The 21,193-nt window shown below is 66.1% G+C and carries 6 protein-coding genes; 3 read left to right on the top strand and 3 right to left on the bottom strand.

Annotated features, from left to right (window positions below):
* Nucleotides 1-8 precede the first annotated feature (8 nt).
* Nucleotides 9-944, bottom strand: coding sequence for an adenosylcobinamide-phosphate synthase CbiB (gene cbiB / locus F8237_RS03865; RefSeq protein ID WP_151650449.1), 936 nt, complete (start codon nt 942-944; stop codon nt 9-11).
* A gap of 152 nt (nt 945-1,096) precedes the next feature.
* On the opposite strand from cbiB, the gene cobU reads away from it, so the two are divergent.
* Genes cobU through bluB form a run of 3 tightly spaced genes read left to right on the top strand, consistent with a single transcriptional unit; the run spans nt 1,097 to nt 3,016 of the window.
* Complete coding sequence (cobU, locus tag F8237_RS03870) at nt 1,097-1,600, top strand: bifunctional adenosylcobinamide kinase/adenosylcobinamide-phosphate guanylyltransferase (protein ID WP_151642478.1); 504 nt, start codon at nt 1,097-1,099, stop codon at nt 1,598-1,600.
* Complete coding sequence (gene cobS / locus F8237_RS03875) at nt 1,597-2,379, top strand: adenosylcobinamide-GDP ribazoletransferase (protein WP_151642479.1); 783 nt, start codon at nt 1,597-1,599, stop codon at nt 2,377-2,379. The genes cobU and cobS overlap by 4 nt, the downstream gene beginning before the upstream one ends.
* A gap of 4 nt (nt 2,380-2,383) precedes the next feature.
* A complete protein-coding gene (bluB, locus tag F8237_RS03880) occupies nt 2,384-3,016 on the top strand; it encodes a 5,6-dimethylbenzimidazole synthase (RefSeq protein ID WP_151642480.1) in 633 nt (210 codons plus the stop codon).
* Nucleotides 3,017-3,144: 128 nt separating this feature from the next.
* Here the strand turns inward: bluB and F8237_RS03885 are convergent, their stop codons facing one another.
* Nucleotides 3,145-4,833, bottom strand: a complete 1,689-nt coding sequence (locus F8237_RS03885; protein ID WP_151642481.1) for a ShlB/FhaC/HecB family hemolysin secretion/activation protein — start codon at nt 4,831-4,833, stop codon at nt 3,145-3,147.
* A gap of 11 nt (nt 4,834-4,844) precedes the next feature.
* On the bottom strand, nt 4,845-21,176 hold the full coding sequence (locus F8237_RS03890) for a leukotoxin LktA family filamentous adhesin (RefSeq protein WP_151642482.1): 16,332 nt from the start codon (nt 21,174-21,176) through the stop codon (nt 4,845-4,847).
* Nucleotides 21,177-21,193 lie beyond the last annotated feature (17 nt).

Consider the following 21,193-nt stretch of genomic DNA (forward strand, 5'->3'; position numbering starts at 1 on the left):
CCGTTCTTTCACGCGAAGGCGAGGATCGCAAGCACAGCAGCGAGCAGCAGCATGGCACGGCGGTAGACCGTCAATCCTTCGCCAATATCGGCGGCGAGCGGATCGCGCGCGCCTTCGTTGAGCCAGGGCTCGTGGGTGGTGCTGCCGTGATAGATGCGGGGGCCGCTGAGCCGCACGCCGAGCCCGCCCGCCATCGCCGCTTCCGGCCAGCCGGCATTGGGTGAGCGATGCCGGCGCGCGTCGCGCGTCATGCACGACAGCGCCTCGGATCGCCTTGGCGCCAGCAGCACGAACAGGAATCCGGTCAGGCGCGCCGGAATGAAATTGGCGACATCGTCGATGCGGGCCGCAGCCCAGCCGAAGGCTGCGTGCCGTTCGCTGCGATGGCCGATCATGGAGTCGAGCGTGTTGATCGCCTTGTAGCCGAAAATCCCGGGCAGTCCGAACAGTGCGCCCCAGAACACCGGCGCGACGATGCCGTCGGAAGCATTTTCGGCAAGGCTCTCGATCGCTGCGCGCGCGATGCCGGCTTCATCGAGCGCCGCGGGATCGCGGCCGACGATACGCGAGACTGCGTCGCGCGCAGCGGCGATGTCTCCGGCGCGCAACGGTTTCGCGACGGCTGCCACATGATCATGCAGCGAGCGCAGCGCGACCAGTGGCCAGGCCAGCACGCCCACCAGCACGGCCTGCCCCCATCCCCAAGGCAGCAATGACTGCAGCAATGACTGGAGCACCCAGCCGAGCGCGACCGAGAGCGCGATCACCAGGAGCGCGCCGGCGACGCCGGCAACGCGGCGAAATGCCGGCGGATCGGATGGGCGATTCGACATGGCGTCGATGACGCTGATCAGCCGGCCGAGCCAGGTTACGGGATGGCCGATCCGCGCGAACAGCCATGCCGGCCAGCCCATGAGGGCATCCACCGCCATCGCCACCATCATCGCGCCCGCAAAGCCCACACCCACTCCCAAGGCTGCCTCCTGTCCCGCCCCTGTTGCGCAAAGCGACGGCGGAGCGCAAGCCCCTGCCCGTCTGATTTCGGCTTTGTCTTTGGCCGCGTTTGGTGATTAGTCAGGCCCGATAGGAGACCTTCATGGCCGTCATCTTGATCACGGGCGGAGCGCGATCGGGCAAGAGCAAGCGTGCGGAAATACGCACGCGCGCCTTCCCGGGACAGCCTGTCTATGTCGCGACGGCCGAGGCGCTGGATGCCGAAATGGAGGCGCGAATCGCCATGCATCGTGCGCGCCGCGGAACCGACTGGATCGAGCGCGAGGTGCCGCTCGACCTCGTGCCCGCGCTGGCCGCAAGTGATGGCGGCGGCGCCAGGCTGGTCGATTGCCTGACGCTATGGCTCTCCAACCTGATGCATGCGGAGCGCGACTGGGAGCGCGAGGTGAGCGAGCTCGCCGCCGCCCTGCCACGCCTCAAGAGTCCCGTCGTCCTCGTGACCAACGAAGTCGGCCTCGGCATCGTGCCCGACAACGCACTGGCGCGCAGCTATCGCGACGCCGCCGGGATCATGAACCAGACCATCGCGGCAATTGCCGACGAGGTCGAATTCGTGGTCGCCGGCCTGCCGATGAAACTGAAATGATGCCGCGCGCCGAATTCCTGAAGGACGTCGTCGCCGATCTCAGGATGGCAGCTTCGTTCGTGACGATCCTTCCCGTCGCGTCGTCGACGCCCGCGGCCGACGGCGCCGTCGCGCGCGCGACCTGGGCGCTGCCCGTCGCCGGACTGCTGGTCGGCCTTGCCGGCGCGTTGGTCTACAAGATCGCCAGCCGGTTCGGACTGGCGCCAAACCTTGCCGCCCTGCTCGCACTCGCGACGACCGCGCTCATCACCGGCGCGCTGCATGAGGACGGGCTTGCCGATACCGCCGACGGGCTCGGCGGCGGCCGCACCCGCGCGCGCAAGCTCGAAATCATGCGTGACAGCCGGATCGGCACCTACGGCACCTGCGCGCTGATCCTGTCATTCGGCCTGCGTTGGAGCGCGCTCGCAACAATCGCCAGTCCGTGGTTGGTCACGCTCGCGCTGTGCGCCGCGCACGCAGGCGCGCGCGCGGGCGTGCCGGCCTTCATGTCGCTGGTGCCGCCTGCACGGCCCGACGGGCTGTCGGCAAGCGCGGGCGCGCCGCCGGGCCGCAGCGTCGCCATTGCGTTTGCGCTCGGCACGCTGGTACTCGCTCTCGCGCTTGGGCCGGGCAAGGCCCTCGCCGGGCTGATCCTGCTGTCGCTCGCCGGCCTGCTGCTGGCGCGGCTTGCGATCCGCCAGATCGGCGGGCAGACCGGCGACATCCTCGGTGCGTTCGAGCAGCTCGGCGAGATCCTGATCCTGCTGGTCGCAGCGGCCTTCCTGGGGGGACGCTGACCTCATGGTCGAGTTCGACGACACCTTCCGCCAACACTTGCGCGAGCTGTTCGTGTGGCGCCGCGACGTGCGCCGCTTTCGCAGCGATCCGTTGCCGGACGGCGCAATGGATCGTCTGATCGAGACCGCCTGCCTTTCGCCCTCGGTCGGACTCAGCCAGCCATGGCGCTTCGTCATCGTCGATGATCCCGCGCGCCGCCGCGCCGTCATCGACGACTTCAAGGCGTGCAACGCCGACGCGCTGAATTGCTATTCCGGCGAACGCGCCGCGCGCTATGCCGCGCTGAAGCTGTCGGGCCTGGAACAGGCGCCCGCCCACCTTGCCGTGTTCGCCGACAAGGCCAGCGACATCGGCCACGGTCTCGGCCGCGCTACCATGCCGGAGACGACGGAATATTCCGTGGTCGCCGCCATCATCGCGATGTGGCTCGCCGCCCGCGCCGAGGGTATCGGGCTTGGCTGGGTCTCGATCCTGAACCCGGCGCGCATTCACACCGTTCTCGACGTGCCTGATACCTGGAAATTCATCGCCTATCTCTGCATCGGCTATCCCGAGGCCGAATGCGACCAGCCCGAGTTGGAGCAGGCGAAGTGGGAGCATCGGCGCGGCGCGGAGGAGTTCACGCTGCGGCGCTGAGCGCCGCGCCCACGCATCCATCCTCCGTCATTGCGAGCGCAGCGAAGCAATCCAGGCTGTCTCCGCGGAGAAATTCTGGATTGCTTCGCTGCGCTCGCAATGACGATGGAGAGAGCGGCGACCTGCAGCTACGACCTGCTCTTGCCCGCGACTGCCGCCACCGGTGCCGGGCTTTCCTGCTTCTGGAACATCAGCAGCGGCCGGAAGATGACGCGACCATAGGCCTCGTAGTGGTTCTGGGTCGACACCGCCATCTTCAGCGGCGTCGCGTAGTTCGCCTCGAACGTCATGAACGACGCGTAGGTCCAGGAGAAGCCGACGCCGACCGAGCCCATTTCCGTCACGCCAGGGAATGTCGAATACACCGCACCCCAGTCGGTGAAGATGTAGGTGTCGAATCCCCTGAGCCATTGCGACCAGTTGTAGTGCAGCTCGGCGTTGAAATAATAGCCGCTGTCGCCGGACGCCGCGTTGGAGGGATAGCCGCGCACGGTGGTGGGGCCGCCGATCGAGAAGATCTGGTCGCCCGGCAGCAGCTTTTCCTGCGTGTACTGCCAGCTCGCCAGCACGTTGGCGCTGAAGTTCGCCGGCCCTGCGGCGCTGGTCGCGATCAACGAGCCGGTATAGGTGTTGAACGTGCGGTTGTTGCCGAGCACGTGGTCCTGCCACTCGATGTAGTTCACCGCCGGCGAGACCGTGATCGAATAGGTGTTGCCGGAATTCGTCACCGAGACGCCGGCCGTGGCCTTGTCGTAGTGGTCGTTGGTGACGTCGACCGTGGCGAAGCGGCTGACCGTCTTGCCCTCGGTCTCGGCGGCATTGAGCAGCACCAGCCAGTTCTGCGACACCCAGACCGGCTGGCTGAAGTTGATCGCGGCCTGGCTCGAGCGTCCTGTGACGTCGAGCGCGACGAACGGTCCGTTGAGGATCTTGATCTTGCCTTCGGTGTAGCTGACGCCGACGCGGCCGCCCCACGGATTGACTGGAACGCTGTAGGCGACGTTGCCGTTGAGATTGCCGTCGGAGCGGACGCCGTAGAACGTCAGGCGATCGTCGACGCCGAACAGGCCGTGGCGCTTGTAGAAGGCCCCGCCCTCCCAGCGCCCGGTGTTCTCAGGGCCCTGGTTGTCGGTGAAGAGCTGCAAGGTGTCGACCGGCGGCTCGATCACCGCGAACTGGAGGTCGGTGAGGCCGAAGCTCGTGCCGGGCTGGAGCAGCGCCTTGATCTGCACGTCGTTGGTGCGGTTGAACCAGGTCACGTCGCGGTTGAGTTTGGGAACGTCGAGGACCTCGCCTTCGGGCTCCTTCACGCGCTGCAGGATGTAGTCGGTGCGGGTCTGCTTGTTGCCTTCAATGGACGTCTTCTGAAGCCGGCCCTCGGTCAGCTTGATGCGGACGACGCCGCCCTTGGCATCTTGATCTGGCAGCGTCGCGATGCCCGTGACGATGCCGCGCTCGGTGTAGATGGCGTTGATGTCGGCGACGAGCTGCAGCAGCGAGGCGATGTCGACGTTCTTGCCGACATACTTTCTGGCGATCTCGTCCAGCTCCGCCGGCGTGATGAACTTCGACGCATCGAATTCGACTCTGCGCAGGCGAAATTTCGGCCCTCCCGGCTTCAGCAACTGGGATTTCTCGCGCTCGCCGCCGATCACCGCGGGACCGGTGAGCTTGGGAGGCGCGCTCTGCTGTTCGAGCTGGCGGCGCTGCCGGTCGACGTCGTTCTGGATCACGCCGGGATTGATCGACTGGGCGCGCGCCGATGCGATGCAGCAAGCTGCAATCCCGACTCCCAACGCTGCCCTCCAAATCCGCATCCCGAATCCCGCTACCAGGCCTGTGCGAGGCGGCCGACGGCCGGCCGCGTCGTTTCGACAGAAGCGTCCTTCCAGCCGGGGCGACCGACGCGCTGTCCCTGACGGCGCAGCTTGCGCAGGTCGCTCAGTCCCTCGATGTTGACGGCGGGACCGGAGCCGATCGTCTCGACCGGCCGCGGCGTCATCAGCGCATCGAGCCGCGCCTTGCCGGAGAGGCCGAGCAGATAGAACGACCCTGCCCCGTCCTTCCTGGCGATCCAGGTCTCGATGCTCTCCTTGCCCTCGCCGTCGACCGGGATGTTGCGCACCATGCTGGCACCGGTGAAACCCTCGCAGCAGGTGTGGCCCGGCCCGTAATTGATCACGGTCGCCGAGACGTCGCCGCTGTAGAACACCACATAGGCATTGGTGACATTGGCGTTGCCGATCTGGGTCATCGTGAACACGCCGCCCGGCTGATAGAGCTGCAGCGTCGGCCAGCTGGACGGCGCCGGCGTGCGGTTGTCGAGCAGCACCTGCTGGGTGGCCGTGGTCAGCATCAGCTGGCCCGGGACATAGCCGTTCAGGATCGTGACCGCGTGCGCGTCGGTGAAGACGTTGGCGTCCACCACCCTGAGCTGGTTGATGATGATGCTGTCAGGGTCGATCGAGACGTTGGCGGACTTCGCGACGCCGCCGTTGTAGCCGGTGATGTTCAGGATCAGCGGGATCGCCGGGTTCGAGCGGATCTGCTCGCCCTTGACGTTGATCGTGTCGGCCGCAAGATCGAGCTCCCTCACGACGCTGACCCAGTTGATCGTCAGGTCACCCGACGACGTCATCTTGACGGTGTCGCCGCTGATCCGGTCGAACGAGGCCGATCCGGCAACATCGAAGCGCGTCTGGCCGTTGGCGGTGATCGATCCGCCATGGAGCGAGCCCGTGTCGGACTTGACGTTGAGGTCGCCCGCATCGCCCGGGATGCCCGTCGTGGTGAGCTGGCTGAAGACGATGTCGCCAAGGGCATGCAGGGTCTGCGTGCCGCCGCTGATGGCAGTGCCGACGGTGATCCCTCCGGCCGTCGCGGTGACGTCGAGCGTGCCGCCCACGTTGAGATTATCCCAACGAACGACCGTGCCGCTCAAGACCGCGTTGCCGGTCGCCGCCGTGAGGCTATGACCGGTGTTGGTGCCCGCCGCGATCAGCCGGGCCGAGCCATGAGCCGAGACCGAGCCGAGCGTGGTCACGCCACCGGACATCACCGTCTGCGCCAGGATGAAGCCGTTGTCGGCGGTGACGTCGATGTTGCCGGCGTCACTGGAGGAGCCGGTGGCCGTGAGCGATTTGAACGTCACATTCTGGCTGGCGTGAACCGTCTGCGAGCCGCTGCTGTCGACGGTGCCGACGATGATGCTGCCATTGTCGATGACGGCGCTGAATTTGCCGCTGGCGCCGGTCGCGGTGCCCGCCACCACCCGGTCGATCGTGAGCGCCTGGGTGCCGATGATATCGACGTTACCCTTCAGCGCCGACAGCAGCGTCGCTTCCGTGCCGGTCAGGGCCTGGAGATAGATACTGCCATCGGTCGTGCTTGCCGAGAGCAGCGACGCATTGAAGCCGAGCCGCCGCGTCGTGCTGCCGATGCCGTTCGACGCCGTGAGGTCGAGGCTGGCGCCGGCTCCTGAGCCCATGAAGGTGGTCTGGCCGTCGCCATTGCCGAGGATCGCACCAAGCGACGCCACGCCGCCGGCACTGACAACGATCGACGGTGCACCGCCGGCCGCGGCATAGGACAGCGGCGTGTTGAGCTGGCCGAGGATCGCGTCGCCGGTCGTGGCAATCGTGATGACCTTGGCCGCATCGATCGCGGAATAGGCGCCCATCGACAGCGTTGCGGCGGCCAGCGTCACGCCCTCCGCGCTGCTGGTCACGAGCACAGGCGCCGCGCTGGTGCCGCCCGCAATGGTGACGGCGCGGTTGGCGAGCAGCTGCATCAGCCCGTTGCTGGTGAGGCTGGTGTTGATGGTGAGCGCGCCGCGCGCCGCGTTCAGCGTCAGCGCGCCACCGGCGCTCAGCGTCCCATAGGCGCCGCTCGCACCGACCGCGAGATCGCCGGTCACCGCGAGGATGCTGAGATCGCCGACCGCCGAGCCGGTCACCGTGCCCGAGATATTTACCTGCAGCGGCTGGAAGGACGCGCCGTTGAAGCCGATGCTGCCGCCGGCGCGCAGGTCGAGGTCGGCACCCAGAATGTGGATCGCCGTACGGTCCGTGAAGCCGGCTTCGGCGTAGATGCTGCCGGCCGCGGCGATCTGGATCTCGTTGCCGGCCGAGATGTTGCCGAGAATGAGATCGCCGGTGGTCTGCTTCACATAGATGCCCTGCCCGGACGAGGCCTGGTCGAGCTGGTCGTTGGCGGGGTCCGAAAAAGCGATCTGGATCGCGTTCGCGTTGCTCGCGGGATTGCTTCCGGCGGTTCCCGAGGGGGCACCGATATTGCCGTGTTCGGCGATCAGGGTCAGGCTGGCGATATCGCCTGTGATCACGGGCACCCCGGTCACGCCGGCGGCCGCGGTGATGCCGGTCACGGCGTCGAGCTTGACGTCGCCGCGGCCCATTACCTGGATGCCGTTGGCCTGCGCCGCCGCGATCGGACCGTAATTCGCGGTGATGCCGCCGAGCGTGAGGCTGTTCTTGCTGCCGAGATAGATGTTCGACAGCGCCTTGGCCGAGATCGCGATCGGGTTGTCGACGATGACGAGGTTCTGCTGCGAAAGGCTGACCGTATAGGTCGTGACATGGGTGGTTGGGTCCGTGGTCGCGCCGACCGTGAGCTGGCCGGGACCGGCCGACGAGAGCAATGCCTTCTGCTCCGTCGAGAGCGCCGAGGAATCGACGCTGGTGAAGGTGAACGTCTGGGGCGCGGCCGAATTTCCGACCGATCCTTTCGGCGCGTAGAGCATGATCTGGCTCGCGCTGACATTGGCCGCGACGTCCGGATCGATCGGTGGCGGCGCCGCGCCGACGGCCGATGACGAGACCGTGTAGGCGAGCTGGTCATGCGTCCACTGCGAACCCGAAGTGATGATGCCGTAGACCCGCTCGGTCGACGCCAGCGTGTAGTTGTAATTCGCGTTGTAGGTGGTCAGCGCAGTCTGCAGCGCGGTGTTGGTGGGCAGGCGTTGATCGGCGGCGGCGACGCCCTGGAACAGGCTCGTGAACAGGCCCGACGAGAGCGTGGTGCCGAACACGGTCGCCAGCGCGTCGGTGGGCGCGCTTCCGAGCAGCGTCGTCAGCGAGCTGTTGAGCTCGGCGGTGGAGATCTTGCCGAGCAGGAACTGGTCCCTCAGGAACCGCGTCGTCGCCTCGACCTTCATATCCGTGGTCGAGACGTTGGCGGGATCGATGCCGAGCTTGGCGGCCACCTGCGCACGCAGCACCGTCAGGCCCACCGAGGTCGGATTGTAGGTGCCGTTCGCGAAGGCGATGTTCTTGAGCTGGAAGTAGTCGTTGTAGGCCGCCGTGACCATCGACTGGTAGCTGTTGACGGCAGCGGTGGCGGGATTGCCGTTGAGCAGGCCGAGATTGTCCCACACCGCCTGGAGATGCGCGCTTTCCGCCGCGCTGATACCGGCAGCCGGGCGGCCGTTCAGGATGCTGGCCGGGTTGTTGTCGGAGCCGGCCGCCTCGAGGAAGACCGGGCCGCCGCTCGACTGGATCGTGCCGAGGCGCAAATCGCCCTTGGACTGGACGATGTAAGTGCCGGTGGCCGAGGCGCTGTCGAGAACGCCGCCATCGACGGCGCCGCTGGCCTGGACCGTGCCCGTCGCCTGGATCACCAGCGGATTGATGTTGGTCAGGGTGGTCGCGCCATTGACGACGCTGCTCGTCGCGCCGATCGCGCCGCCGGAGGAATTGATCTCGATGTTCTTGCCGACCACGACCGGGTTCGTGACGTCGTAAGCGGCCACCGAGTTGATGTCGCCGGTCGCGGAGAGGAAGACGCTGCCCTGCGGTGTGGCGCCCAACGCATTCGCCTTGACATGGTCGATCGACAAGGAGCCGGTGGCCGCGATCGCGATGTCGCGGTCGATCGTATCGGCCTTCAGGCTGCCGCCATAGACCTGCACCTGGACGGGAACACCGTTCGTGCCGCGCGTCCCGATGCCACCATCCGCCGACAGCGTCACGTTCTTGCCCGAGATCATCGGATTGTTGGCACTCGCGCCCGACGTAATGGCCGAATTGGCACCGGTGGCGATGACCGTCGTATCACCCGAGAGGTTGTTGATCGGGCCGTTGATGACGATGCCGGAGTTCGAGCTGACATTGACCGTGCTCACGCCGCCGCCGCTGAACTGGATGTTGATCGGGTTCGACGCCTTCACCGTGTTGGTGAGCGTCAGGGTCAGGTGATCGTAAATCTGCTGGAACCAATCGTAATGACCATCCGCACCGCAGCACAGGCCAGCCGACGTGTTGTAGCCACCCCCATGATAGTTGCCGGTCGCCGTGACGACTTCCTGGAAGTTGGCGGTTTGCAATTGGCCGGTATTGCCGCCTCCGCCCGTGGCCTGCATCACGTTCTCGACCAGGCTGACGGTGCGGGTCCAGTTGTCTCCGGACGCGTTCGGCGTGTAGTGCCAGCCATAGTCGAACTGCGTGCTGGTCGTCGGACGATCCAGCGTCGCCGTGTCGACCCATTGGTAGTACATGTTTGGCTTCACGGCGTACTGGATGCCTGCCGTGCCGCTGAGGCTGGTCAGCATCGCAGGGTTGTACGCGCTCGCATTGACGCTGTTGGTCCGATACGTCGACACCTGCTGGCCGCCCGACGCGGATGGATTGTAGACGTACCACGTCGTCTGCTGCTGGAGCTGATCGACGATCTGGATCACGCTGGGCGCGCTGACGCCCGTATTGATCGTGTTGGTGACGAGCTGGAGTCCGGTCGAGTTGTTGACCGTGATCGTGCCGGCACCACCCTTGACCGCGATCGTTCCCTGGGCGGTGCCGTCGGTCGAGGTCGAGATGATCTTGCCGTTCAGGTAGACGTAGCCGCCCGAGCCCTGCACCACGCCGTTCACCATGATCTGGTCGGTGAGCGCGTTGTACTTCACCCCGATCTTGATATCGCTCGAGAACTGCGTCGTCGCAGCCGCCGTGATGTCGTAATAGCTGCCGTTGCGCGCATTAGCCTGGGCCTGGGCGAAGTCCGCGCCATTGTTGCTGGTCTTGAGGCCGTTGATGGCGGACAGCACGCCGCTGCCGATATCGACCGAGTAGTTGCTGCTGGTGCCGCTCTGGATGAGTCCGTTGACGTTGATGACCCCCGCCGAGATGATGATCGCCTGGCCGAGGATGAAGGGCGCGTTGGCGGGGTTCTGGTACCCCGACGGCGTGGTCGAACTCCAGTTCGAAGGCGCGTTCGAGCTCGCGGTCCTCGGCGTGATCACGTCGTTCTGGATATTGACGACCTGGAAATAGGCCGAACATCCCGAGCAATTGAACGGCGAGTAGAACGTGGACGTGTGGTTGGTGGTGGTGGTGTGCCCCTGGGCGTCTGTCGAGGTCGTCGTATAGTCGTAGGTCGTGTTGCTGTAGACGCCTTGGCCGGTATAGGTATTCCGCTCCCACGGCGCGGTCGAGATGGTCTGGACCGTCGGGCCTTCCATCGCCGCAAGCGTGGAGGTGCTGCCCACGCTGCCGCCGCCTCCGTTGGGCGAGCCGTTGCCCATCGGCAGGAAGATCGCCGAATAGAGCGACAGACCGTCATAATACGTCATCAGCATGCGCGCGGTGAAGACGGTGCTGTTGGCGGCGGTCTGCTGGACGCCGCCATGGCCGTCGACGCAGCAATAATAGAAATACGGGTGCTGGCCGCCGTCGCCGATATGCGGGCTGGTCGCGTAATCGCCATAGGCGCCGAGATAGGTCGCCGCCGCCATCACCGCCGTTAGCGTGTCGTTGTCGGCCGGCTTGTACTCGACCCCGGCCCATTGCGAGGTGACATCGTGGTTGGAGTTGTAGAAGCTGCCGACGCCGCCGAGGAAGATGAACGAGCCGTTGGGCGCCACCATCTGGATGGTCGCGGCATTGAGCGACTGCGACGCGACGACGCTGCCGAGCTGGCTGGTGATCTTGAGCAAGCCGTTCTCGTTGGTGACGATGCCGTCGAAGTAAATGTCGGGCTTGCGCGTCAGCTGGTTGCCGTTGCCGTCGACGCCGAGCCCGGTGCTGGGATCGACGCGGTTGTAAGTGGCCGAGATGTCGATGATCGGCGTCGCGCTCGGCGTGGCGGTGAAGGTCACGTTGGAATGCGAGTCGGCGTCGACATGGTCGATCTGACGATAGCTGATGTTTCCGCCGGTCACATTGGTGACTGTGAGATTCGCGAAATCCATGAAGTCGAGGCCGCGATTCTCGACCTTGATCTTCGGCGAACTCTGCGCGGTGACCGATGGCGCCGTGTGACCGGACAGGCTGTTTCCGGTCAGCTTCTGCGCGAGGATCGAGACATTGCCGGCGGACACCAGGATGTCGCCGAACGCGAAAGCGTTGCCGGCGGCGTCGGAGGTATACGGCGCCTGCTGGATAAGTGCGTTGATCTGGCGCTGGGCGTCGCCGGTCGGATCGGCGCCGGACGGCGCCATCGTGGCGGGATGTGCGGACGTCGAGGTCGAGAGCTGGGTCCGGATCTGCGTCGCGGTCAGGCCGGTCAGCGTGGCCAGCTGGTTGACGATGTTGTCATAGGGATTGAAGCCGCCGACGATGGTGTACTGGATCGTCTGGTGGTCCCAGCTCTTCACCGGGCTGAAATGATCGACGTCGTCGACGTATTCGAGCGTGGGCGGCGACGACAGGTTGGGCTTGAGCGGCGAATAGGGACTTGAGGTGCTCAGCGTCGGCGCGCTTGCACCAAGATCGATCGTGATCGTCACGTCGTTGTTGATGCCCGCGACCACGATGCCATTGAGCGCGACATCGCCGGTCCCGCTGGTGTGGCTGTGGTTGTCGCTGTTCTTCGCGCTGAAGATGTCCAGATACGGATTGTAGTTGCTGCCGTTGCCGGACGCGGTGACCTGCCCTTGCGTTGCGCCAAGATAGATATCCCGTACACCGAGCACCTTCGAGCTGTCGGCAAGCGTCAGGCTGGAGTCGTTGCCGGCATTGGCCGTGCCGCGGTACAGCGTGGAGATCGGAACGGCGGTGTTGTTGTAGACGACGGTTGTCGCGGTCGCCTGCACGCTGCTGAAGGTGATGGTATCGCCGGATATGCCGGCAAGGATGTTGATGTCGCGCCAGGCTTCGATTGTCGTGCTGCCGCTGACGGTGACGGCCTGGTTGGCGTGCACCCAGGTGTTGGTGCTGGCGCCGACGCCGGCGATCGCGCCGTAGAGGCTGGCATTGGCATTGTTGGCCGCCGCCATCTTCGCGGCCGAGCCGACATAGATCTTGCCGACGCTGAACAGCTCGCGGGCATTGATGTTGACCGCTAGCGTGGCGTTCGCCGTCATGTTGGATTCAGCGCCGCCGCCGGCGAAGAGAGCCGCCGTGGCGAGACTTGCCGTATCGACGGTGTTCAGCGTGTTGTAGGCCTCGATGTCGATCACCCCCGTCGCGGTCCGCGGATCGCCGTTGAGGCTCAGAACGGTGCCGGCACCGATATTGGTGGTGACGGTCTGGGTGACAGTGGAGTTGCTCAGCGCCGCAGCACCGGCGAACATGCCGCCGGAGCCCGAACGCGCACCGCCGCCGGCCTGATTGACGATGTCGTTCGAGATGACGGCGATGTTGCCGCCGTCCGAGTTGATGATCAGATGCGTTCCGATCTCGGCGGTGGTGGTGGTGTTGACGTCGTTCTGCGCCGCGCCGCCGGACACGCCGGCCGTGGACGCCTGGTAGGCGTCGCCGCTGGCCGCGTAGTTCGTGGTGTGCTTGGCCTTGACGCTGAGGCCGCCGAAATAGAGCGTGTCGTCCGTCGTGCCGCCGTCGAACCGCGCATTGGTGACGGCGGTCGAACTGGTCGTGGCGACCGCTGCGGCGCCGGCATAGGTACCGCCCGCGCCGACCGTCGCGTTGGAGACGTTGGCATCCGTGCCGGTCGCCGAGATCTGGAGGATGCCGGTGTAGTCGGTATGATTGAGATGGGTGGCGTCCATATCGGCGGGCGCGCCCAGATAGGCGTATGTGTGCGCGCTCGACGATGTCTGCGCCACTGTCGCGCCGAGCGCGAGGAAGCCCGTCGAAAGGCCGGTCGCCTCGGCGTATTGGGCGCTGTCGTTCTGGGCTGCGATCACCACGTCGGCATTGGGCAGCGCGATCCCCGTCCCGCCATAGGCGCTGACCGTCGCGTTCTCGGACGCCTGGGCCAGGCTGCCCTGCGCGCCGATCAGCGAGCCGCCGCCGCCGGCGAGCGCCCAGGCGTAGGTCGTCGTGCCGCTGGTGGGAACCAGCGCCATCGCGGTCACGGCGAGCGCTCCACCCGCGAAGACGACGTTGTCGCCGACATCGGCCGTAACAGTGGCTCCGACTGTGGACTTGGCGATGGCGATGCCGACGGCGCCGCCGCCGACGGAGACGCCGATCGCGCTGCTGGAAAGATTAGGCATGATCGACGCCGTCACCAGCGTTCCGACACCGGTCGCGGACGTGGTGATCGAGGCGCCGCTGCCGATCTCGGCGGTCACGCTCGAGTTCTCGTGGGCTTCCGCATCCGCACCAACGCCGGCAACGATCCCGCCGCCGAGCGCGGTCGCCGTCGTGGTCAGCCTGCCGGCGCCGGATGCACCGACCGCCAGGGTCAACATATCGACGACGGCGTTGTCCAGAACCTGCGCCGCGACCGTGCTCGATCGTCCCGCCGTGGCGACGGAAGCGCCAACCGCCGCGGCGCCGGCGGTAACGCCGCCGGTGAAGACGACCTGTGTCGTGGAATCCTGCGCCATCACGGCGGCGCCGGTGCCGCCCGTGCCGGTGACATGGCCGCCGAGCCGGGCCGTCACGTCGTTGGCCACGTTGCCGATCGCCACGGCCGCATCCGCGCCGAAGTAGAGCGCCGCGCCGCCGGCGATCGCCTCGGTGTCGATGGTCTTGCCGGCGTAGGGTCCGGTGCTGGCGTCCTTGACCACCGCGGCGACCGTTACGGAGGGCGCCGTCACGTTCGCGGTCAGATCCGCAAGCACGTAGCTCTTGACGCTGGTGTAGCCGATGCCGGCCCCGATGCCGACATTCTTGGCGAAGCCGGCGCCGAGCAGGTACATCTTGGCCGCGTTGGCGCTGGTGGCGGCGACATTGACCTGCGTGGCCGTGACATTGCCGCCAAGGACCTGCGCCGTGACGCCGTCCCGGCCGGCGTCGGTCAGCACACCGCTGACATTGTAGGTCGACGTTACGCTGGCGCCGTTCGGGTTGCCGGCGGTGCCGCTCGCGACCGCATCGCTACCGTGCGAAGTATTGGTTCCGGAGTTCGCGGCGCCGATGGTGCCGTCGAGCTGCGATTGCTCGTGCGTGTCGCCGAGATTGGCCCCGATGATGATGACCCCCACGGTCGCACCGATGCCGACACTGCCGCCGATCCCGGCGGTCACCGCGTAGGACAGCACCTCCTTGGTGCTGAGTGCGTTGACGTTGATCGCGCCGGACGAATTCAGGTTGCTGTTGATGCTCTCGGCCGTGGTCTGGCTCTTGAAGACGAGGACGTTGGCGGCGGCGCCGATACCGACGCCTCCCCCGCTGGCGCCAACCGCGAGCGCGCCGGCGATTTCCTTGATCGCGACGTCCTCGGTCGCGTTGATGGTGACCGCGCCGGCCGTGCCGCCCGTCGGCGACTGCAGCGTGACGTCGTAGACGCCCGCGATCGTGGTGTTGCTGGCGATCTCGATGTTCGCCATGCCCGCGATCGCGGCCGATCCCGTCGCGAGCGCGCCGCCCACCGAATAGGCCTCGAAGCGGTTCTTGGTTTTGGCCTCGACGTCGAGCGCGCCGGTCAAATTGATCGCCGTCGTGTGAGTCGCCGTGCCGCCGTGATAGGCGAACTCGTCGCCGACATGGGCCTCGGTGCGGTTCGAGGAGACCTGGACCAGGAAGGCGGCGCCGATCGCGGCCTGGCTGCCATAGGCGCCCGAGCCATTCGCGGAGAAGATGCCGGTGTTGTTGTTGGCGTTCACCGTCAGCGACGCGGCCGTCAGCGCGCCGCCGTCGACATAGGCCTCCGTCGTCGCCTGGAAGACGTTCAGCCCGACCGAGCCGGTGTTGAACCCGATCGCGATCGAGGACGCATCCTGCTCGGCATTGGCCTTCACGGTGACGGCGCCGACCGTCGGGCTCGACGACTGGACACCCCCGATGGTGGCATTGGTGATGGTGGCGAAGGTATCGCGCGACATCGTCGTGCTGATGATCGTGGCGCCGCCGCCGCCATTGCCCGTTGGCGGAATGATGCCGGCACCGAACGTTCCGGAATAGGAGAAGCTCGACGCCGCAACCTCGATCTGCGGCGCCAGCGTCGAAGACGTCAGGCGCGTGTCGATAGATGCGCTATCGATATAGGCCCGGGTCCCTCCGCTCATCACGTTGGTGATCGGGTTGATCATGATGGCGATGCCGCTGCTGGCGGCAAGCGAAGCGACGTTGGCCGTGACCGCCTGATGCGAGCTCGCGACGACGGCAAGGCCGCGGACGGCGTCCTGGTTCTCGGAGAGGTCAGGCGTGGTGTCGCTCGGCGCGTGGGCGGTGCCGAGATCAAAGCCATGGACGAGCGTGCCGTTGTTGACCGAGAGCGTGTCGGTGGTGCTGGTTCCGAGCGCGTCGACCTTGGTGTTGGCACCGCTGATATAGGCTGCCGTGGTCCCGGTGATCTTGTTGGTCACCAGCGAGCCCGCCCCGCCGCCCGCGCCCTTGCTGATCGACACGGCGCCGGCGAACACCGCCGCCTTGTCGTTGTTGCCGGCGGTCACGCCGACGTTGTTGGTGGCGGTCACGTCGGCGCCGTTGATACCGTTGGTGCCGGCAGCGGTGATGCTGGCGGTGACGTTGGTCCCCATCAGATTGGTGGCGACCGAGCCCGCCAGCCCGACCTGCGAGGACATCGCGATACCGACGGCAACGGTCGAGATATTGGCGTTCGAGTTCGCGCTGACGGCGACGTTGCCCGAGGCGGTCAGCTTGGAGCCGGTGACGCCGGCGCTGACATTGTTAGCTATGCTGCTGTAGACGAGTGCCAGACCCGCGGCGCTTCCTTGCGTCGAGGCACCCGCGACGGCGGCGGTTCCGGTGATGCTCGAATTGTCGGTCGCGGTCACCAGAATGCTCTTGGCTGTGATGGCCGATTGCGACGCGCTGGACAGGTTGTTGCCGATGGCCGCCGAAACGGTATTGGCGATGCTGCTGATCGTCGTGCCGCCGACGCCCGCAAACTGTCCGGTCGCCAGGCCAAAACCGATCGTGACCGACTGGATCTTCGAGGAATCGACCGCACTCACGCTGACATTGCCGTTGACACCCGCCGTCAGCAGCACGTTGGCGATGTAGGCCGAATGCGTCGTCGTGATGGTGTCGTACACCAGCGACGCACCGACATTGTTCTTGCCGGCCTGGATGGTGCCCGCAACGGAGATGATGCTGGCCCCCGGACCGTTGCCCGCACCGTCGTTGAGCGCCGCCGCGCTGAAGTCGATGCAATTCTGCCCGCCCGTGCCGCCGGCGACCGTGCAGGTGTCCGAAGCGAGATGGTTGTTGTTCGACTTCTTGACGAGGTTGCCGAGCGCCGTGTCCAGCGCCGACACCGCGCCGCTGTCCGCCAGCACCGTGACGCGTCCGATGTTGATGGTCACCGTCGCGCCGCTGTTGACGTAGGCGGTCGTGGTGGGCGAAATCTCGTTGACGACGATCGCGCCGGCCAGTCCGTTGGCGCTGGCCCCTCCCCCGCCCGAGGCCGCACCGGCCGCAATCACGCTGGCGCTGTCGGCCATCACCAGCAGGGTGTCGTAGTTCGAGAGCGCGGAGGTGCGGATGTGCGCGTCGGTGGCATTGCCCCCCGTGGGATCGGCGATCGACGCATAGGTCAGCCCGATGCCGACCCCGACCTGGCCACCCGACATATAGAGAGAACCGCCACCGATCGCGATGTTCGTGGTCTGGTAGGCATCGACCTCGAGCGCGCGATTGACGCCGCTCGCCTGCCCCGTGATCGTCGAGCTCTCGATATAGGCGTTGGCGCTGTCCGTCATGATGCCGACGGAGGCCGACAACGATGCCGAATTGGATTTCGATCCCGCCACGCCGAGGGCGACGACGGTTTCCGAGCCGCCATTGAGCGCCTGCACCGTCACCGAACTCTGATTGTTCATGGTGGTGCCGTAGATATAGGCGAGCGTGGCGTTGCTCGACATCGCGGCCGCGATCGCGCCGCCGATCGCAGCTCCCTGTGCGGATGCCCCGGCCAGATTGAACGCTGCGGAGCCGGAGCCGTTGCTGAGAATGGTGTCGTTGAGCGCCTGAACGATTGTATTGGTCGTGACGGCGCTGGCCGTGGTGTACTTGTTGACGCTCGTATTCTTGATATAGGCGCTGGTGCCGAGCGAGACGTCCGTCACCGACGAGCTGCCGGCGAGATCGACGCTGAAGCCGTCGGTGCTCGATCCCGAGGACGAAGCAATCTTGCTCGCGGCCGTCGTTATGGCGGCGGTGCCTCCGGTCGAGGCCGCGCCCGCGGCGCCCGCCTTGTCGGAGACATTGGACGCCGCCGGGTCTGAGACCGCTGCCGCGACGGCCGCGGCCGTGATGCGCCCCGACGTCGTTGCGCTGATCGTCAGATTGTCGACATTGACAGACCCGGCTCCGCCGCTGGTGCCGGCAAACGGATCATTCGCACTGAACACGCCGGGGCGGATATCGGAATGGTTGTCGCCGATATAGGCGGAGGTGTCGGCATTTGCGCCCAGATAGGCAACCGCCAGGCCGACCGCCGAACCGCCGCTGCTGTTGAAGTTCATCGCGCCGGACAGCGTCACGACCGACAGATCCTGCTGCGCCAGAACGTTCACGGTCGCGGCATAGACGGTGGCCTGGCTCGAGATCGACGCGTGCGTCGTATTGTTCAGGAAACCGAGCGAGGTGATCCCGTTCAGCGCCAGCGCGCCGGCAGCCTTGCCGGAGGATGGCGCGACGGCGACGAACTGGTCCGAGGTGATCGCGTTGACGGCGATATCGTCTGCCGCACGCAGCGTTGCGCGGTCCGAAACGCCGGCGATGGTGTTGGTGTTGAACTGGACGAGATTGACCGCACCGCCCACCGACGAGCCGCCCGAGGTGTTGCCCGGCAGGAAGCCGAGCGTGCCGACATTGCCGGCGGCGTCGATCGACGCCGTCGTCGTGGTGGCTGCAATCTGGATGCTGGCGTCGTAGGTGTGGACGTCGCCATTGTCCACCGTCGCGGCGCTGCCGCAAGCCGTCGTGCATGTGGCGGTCAGGCTGGCGCTGCCGGCCACCCACGCCGTCGTGTTGTTGTTCACGACGAAATGGTTCAGCGAACCGGCAAGACCGATCGTGTCGCCGGCGTCCGCCGTGGCGTTGGCATAGCTCGTCAGGATGTTGCCGCCGACGCCGAGATTGCCGTTGAGGTGGCCGAGGACCTCGGTCAGACCATCCCACTTCAACCAGGTGTTGGTGATTGGCATCCAGGTGCTGGCGTCCACGGCGATGTTGGCCGCGTTGATGGTGGTGCCGCTACCGATATAGGCGTCCGAATTGTGGTTGAAATTGCCCCAGGCGACCGCTGCGCTGATCGCGACGCCCTCACCGCTGGTGGCGTCCTTGGTGATCGCGGAAGCCGTCGCATTGCTGCGCACGCCCCGATCGATGAGGGTGCTGACGACCGCGACGTTGCCGCTGACATAAAGGCTGGGCGCGCCGCCGCTCGGATTCTGGCCGATCGATGCCGTCGCGTTTTCAGTGCTGTTGGCCAGCGACAGCGCACCGGCGGCCTTGAAATTGAAGTTCACCGGCATCAGCGAGACCATCTGCTGAGCCATCATCCCCGTCAGGCTTGGGCTGGAGACCAAGAACTCCTGGATCGCGCCGACCAGGGCCGGGGTACCGACAATGGTCGACGCCATGGTCGAGTTGCTCGTCGTGTTCGAGGTCGCCTCGACCAGGACGGAGCCGTTCATCCGCGACGACGCGCTGGTGCCCAGCGACGAGCCGAGCTTCGCGTTTGCGGATGTGGTGACGTCGCTGATCGCGAGCGCCCCGCCAACACCACCGCTGGCGGTCGGCGTGCTCAGTGCGACCGAGGTCGCACTGGTCGCGAACGAATTGTTGTTGATCGCACGCACCGTCAGCAGATTGCCGGATGCGTTCACATTGCCGACGGAAAGGTTCGCGCCAGTCGCGACATTGGCCGTGGTCGAGACCGAGCCGGTCGAGTAGGCCACCGTCTCGACGAACTGCGCGCTGGAGGTCGCCGCGACCGCAGCAACGCTCAGCGTACCGTCGTTGATGGCGTGGATGCCGAGGTTGCCGCCCGCGCTGATCGTAGCGCCGGAGGCAACGTTGGTGGTGACGTTGCCATCGATCTTGCCGACGACGGCCGAAGCGCCGATCGGCGAGCCGCCGAGCAAGGTGCTCGCAATTGCCGGATCCTGCGCCGTCTCCGAGCCGTGCGAGGCGATGGCGACGTTGCCGGTGCCGTTGATGTTGGCGTGGCCGTTGATATTGACCGAGGCAGTGGCGCTCGCGGCCACGTAGCCGCCGTTGATGCCGAGCATCGAGGCCGCTAGCGTGGTGCCCACCAGCGTGAAGAGGCCGGGGACCGAGCTCGTGAAGCTCGACGTCGCCGTCGAGACCGATGCGATCGTGATGTTGCCGCCGGTGATCCGGCCGTCGACCGTAATTGCTGTGGTCGCAGTGGCCTGGCCGGCCAGCTTGATGTCGCTCGCTGTCGCCCGCAGCGTCACATTGCCGTCGGCGTAGGTTGTTCCGCCGAAATTGACCGACTGGGCCAGGATCTGCGCGCCGTTCATGATCGCGATGTTCGGCGCGTCGATGATGACGTTGTTGGCATTTCCAGTCGAATGGCCGGAGCCATCGAGACGGCGGGCATCGATCATCGCGTGCGCGGCGAGCGTGATGGAATGATCGGCCTGGAGGAGGTAGTCGGCCCCGGCGCTGAGCCCGGCGAGCGCATTCACGATGGAGCTGTTCGACAGCGTCACGCCGGTGTCGCCCTGGGCGGCATCGCCGACGACCATGTCGGTCGGGTCGATCAGCAGCGTGCCGGCCTTGCCGCCGTCCGCGCTGAGGTTGACCTTGATGCCCTGGCCGATGTCGATGATCCCGTTCGCGCTGAAATCGACGAGGCCGGCATTGCCGGTCTTCGCGCTGGCGTCGAAACTGGCGCCGCCCGCCACGGTCAGGTTCTGTGCCGCCTTCAGGCGAATTTCGCCGGCATTGCCGGTCGTGCTCGCGATGTTCAGCCTGGCGTTCTTGCCGACATCGATGTTGTTGCCGGCCTGCACCGTGATGTTGCTCGGCGTCGAGGTCTTGCTCTGCGCGGTCAGGCGCCCGTTGACGCGTGCGTTGTTGACGGCGCCGATATGGATCGAGCCGTTGCTGACGGTGATGGCGCTGGCGCTGCGCAGGCCCTTCGAATTGACCGAGGCCGCGAACTTGGCGGCATGGTCGAGATTGGCGATGTCGCGTTGGGTGGCGCCGCCGACATAGACGTTCTGCCCGGTCAGCCGCACGCCGTCGATGGCGTTGATCCGGCCATAGATGCGGATGTTGCCGTCCGGCGAGACCGGGAACGATCCGGCCATCAGATTGCCGACCGCCGACTGGTTGATCGCACCGTTCGCGCCGATCAGGCTGTCGGTGAACTCGCGCGTCGGCGTCGAGACATTGAGGCTGCCGACGTTTACCGTGCCGGAACGGCCGACCACGAACCCCTTGGGATCGGCGAAATAGACGTTACCGCCGATCGCACCGTTCATGTAGGAGTTCAGCGTACCGTTGACGTAGACCGGCGCGTCGCGAACGATGTTGACGAGGTTTTGCGTCCCGGTCGGCAGTTGCAGGTTGACGGTGTTGCCCTGCCCGACGCTGAACTGCGAGAACGAGTTGAAGGCGTTGTTGCCCGAGACCGTCGACGTCGTGACGTTGGTGACGCTGCCGGAGGTCTGCAGGCTTGTGCCGGTGCGCCCGTCCGGCGTGATCACGTTCGCCGTCTGCGCCTGAACGCGGACGCTGTACACCGGCAGGAAGACCATCTGCATCGCGCAGAGCAGCGACATCGAACGGAAGTGCGAAAGCCTCCGCAGCGTCGTCGGCTCGTCATTGTCTCGCGTCGCAGACGGTCTGCGCATTTCAGATCCTCGTCATC

Origin of the sequence: Bradyrhizobium betae (assembly GCF_008932115.1) — a bacterium.
In the GTDB taxonomy this organism is placed as follows: domain Bacteria; phylum Pseudomonadota; class Alphaproteobacteria; order Rhizobiales; family Xanthobacteraceae; genus Bradyrhizobium; species Bradyrhizobium betae.

What these genes read in the sequence shown, in the direction of transcription:
- cbiB (WP_151650449.1), bottom strand. Translation starts at nt 944, where the DNA reads ATGATGGTGGCGATGGCGGTGGATGCCCTCATGGGCTGGCCGGCATGG.
- cobU (WP_151642478.1), top strand. Translation starts at nt 1,097, where the DNA reads ATGGCCGTCATCTTGATCACGGGCGGAGCGCGATCGGGCAAGAGCAAG.
- cobS (WP_151642479.1), top strand. Translation starts at nt 1,597, where the DNA reads ATGATGCCGCGCGCCGAATTCCTGAAGGACGTCGTCGCCGATCTCAGG.
- bluB (WP_151642480.1), top strand. Translation starts at nt 2,384, where the DNA reads ATGGTCGAGTTCGACGACACCTTCCGCCAACACTTGCGCGAGCTGTTC.
- F8237_RS03885 (WP_151642481.1), bottom strand. Translation starts at nt 4,833, where the DNA reads ATGCGGATTTGGAGGGCAGCGTTGGGAGTCGGGATTGCAGCTTGCTGC.
- F8237_RS03890 (WP_151642482.1), bottom strand. Translation starts at nt 21,176, where the DNA reads ATGCGCAGACCGTCTGCGACGCGAGACAATGACGAGCCGACGACGCTG.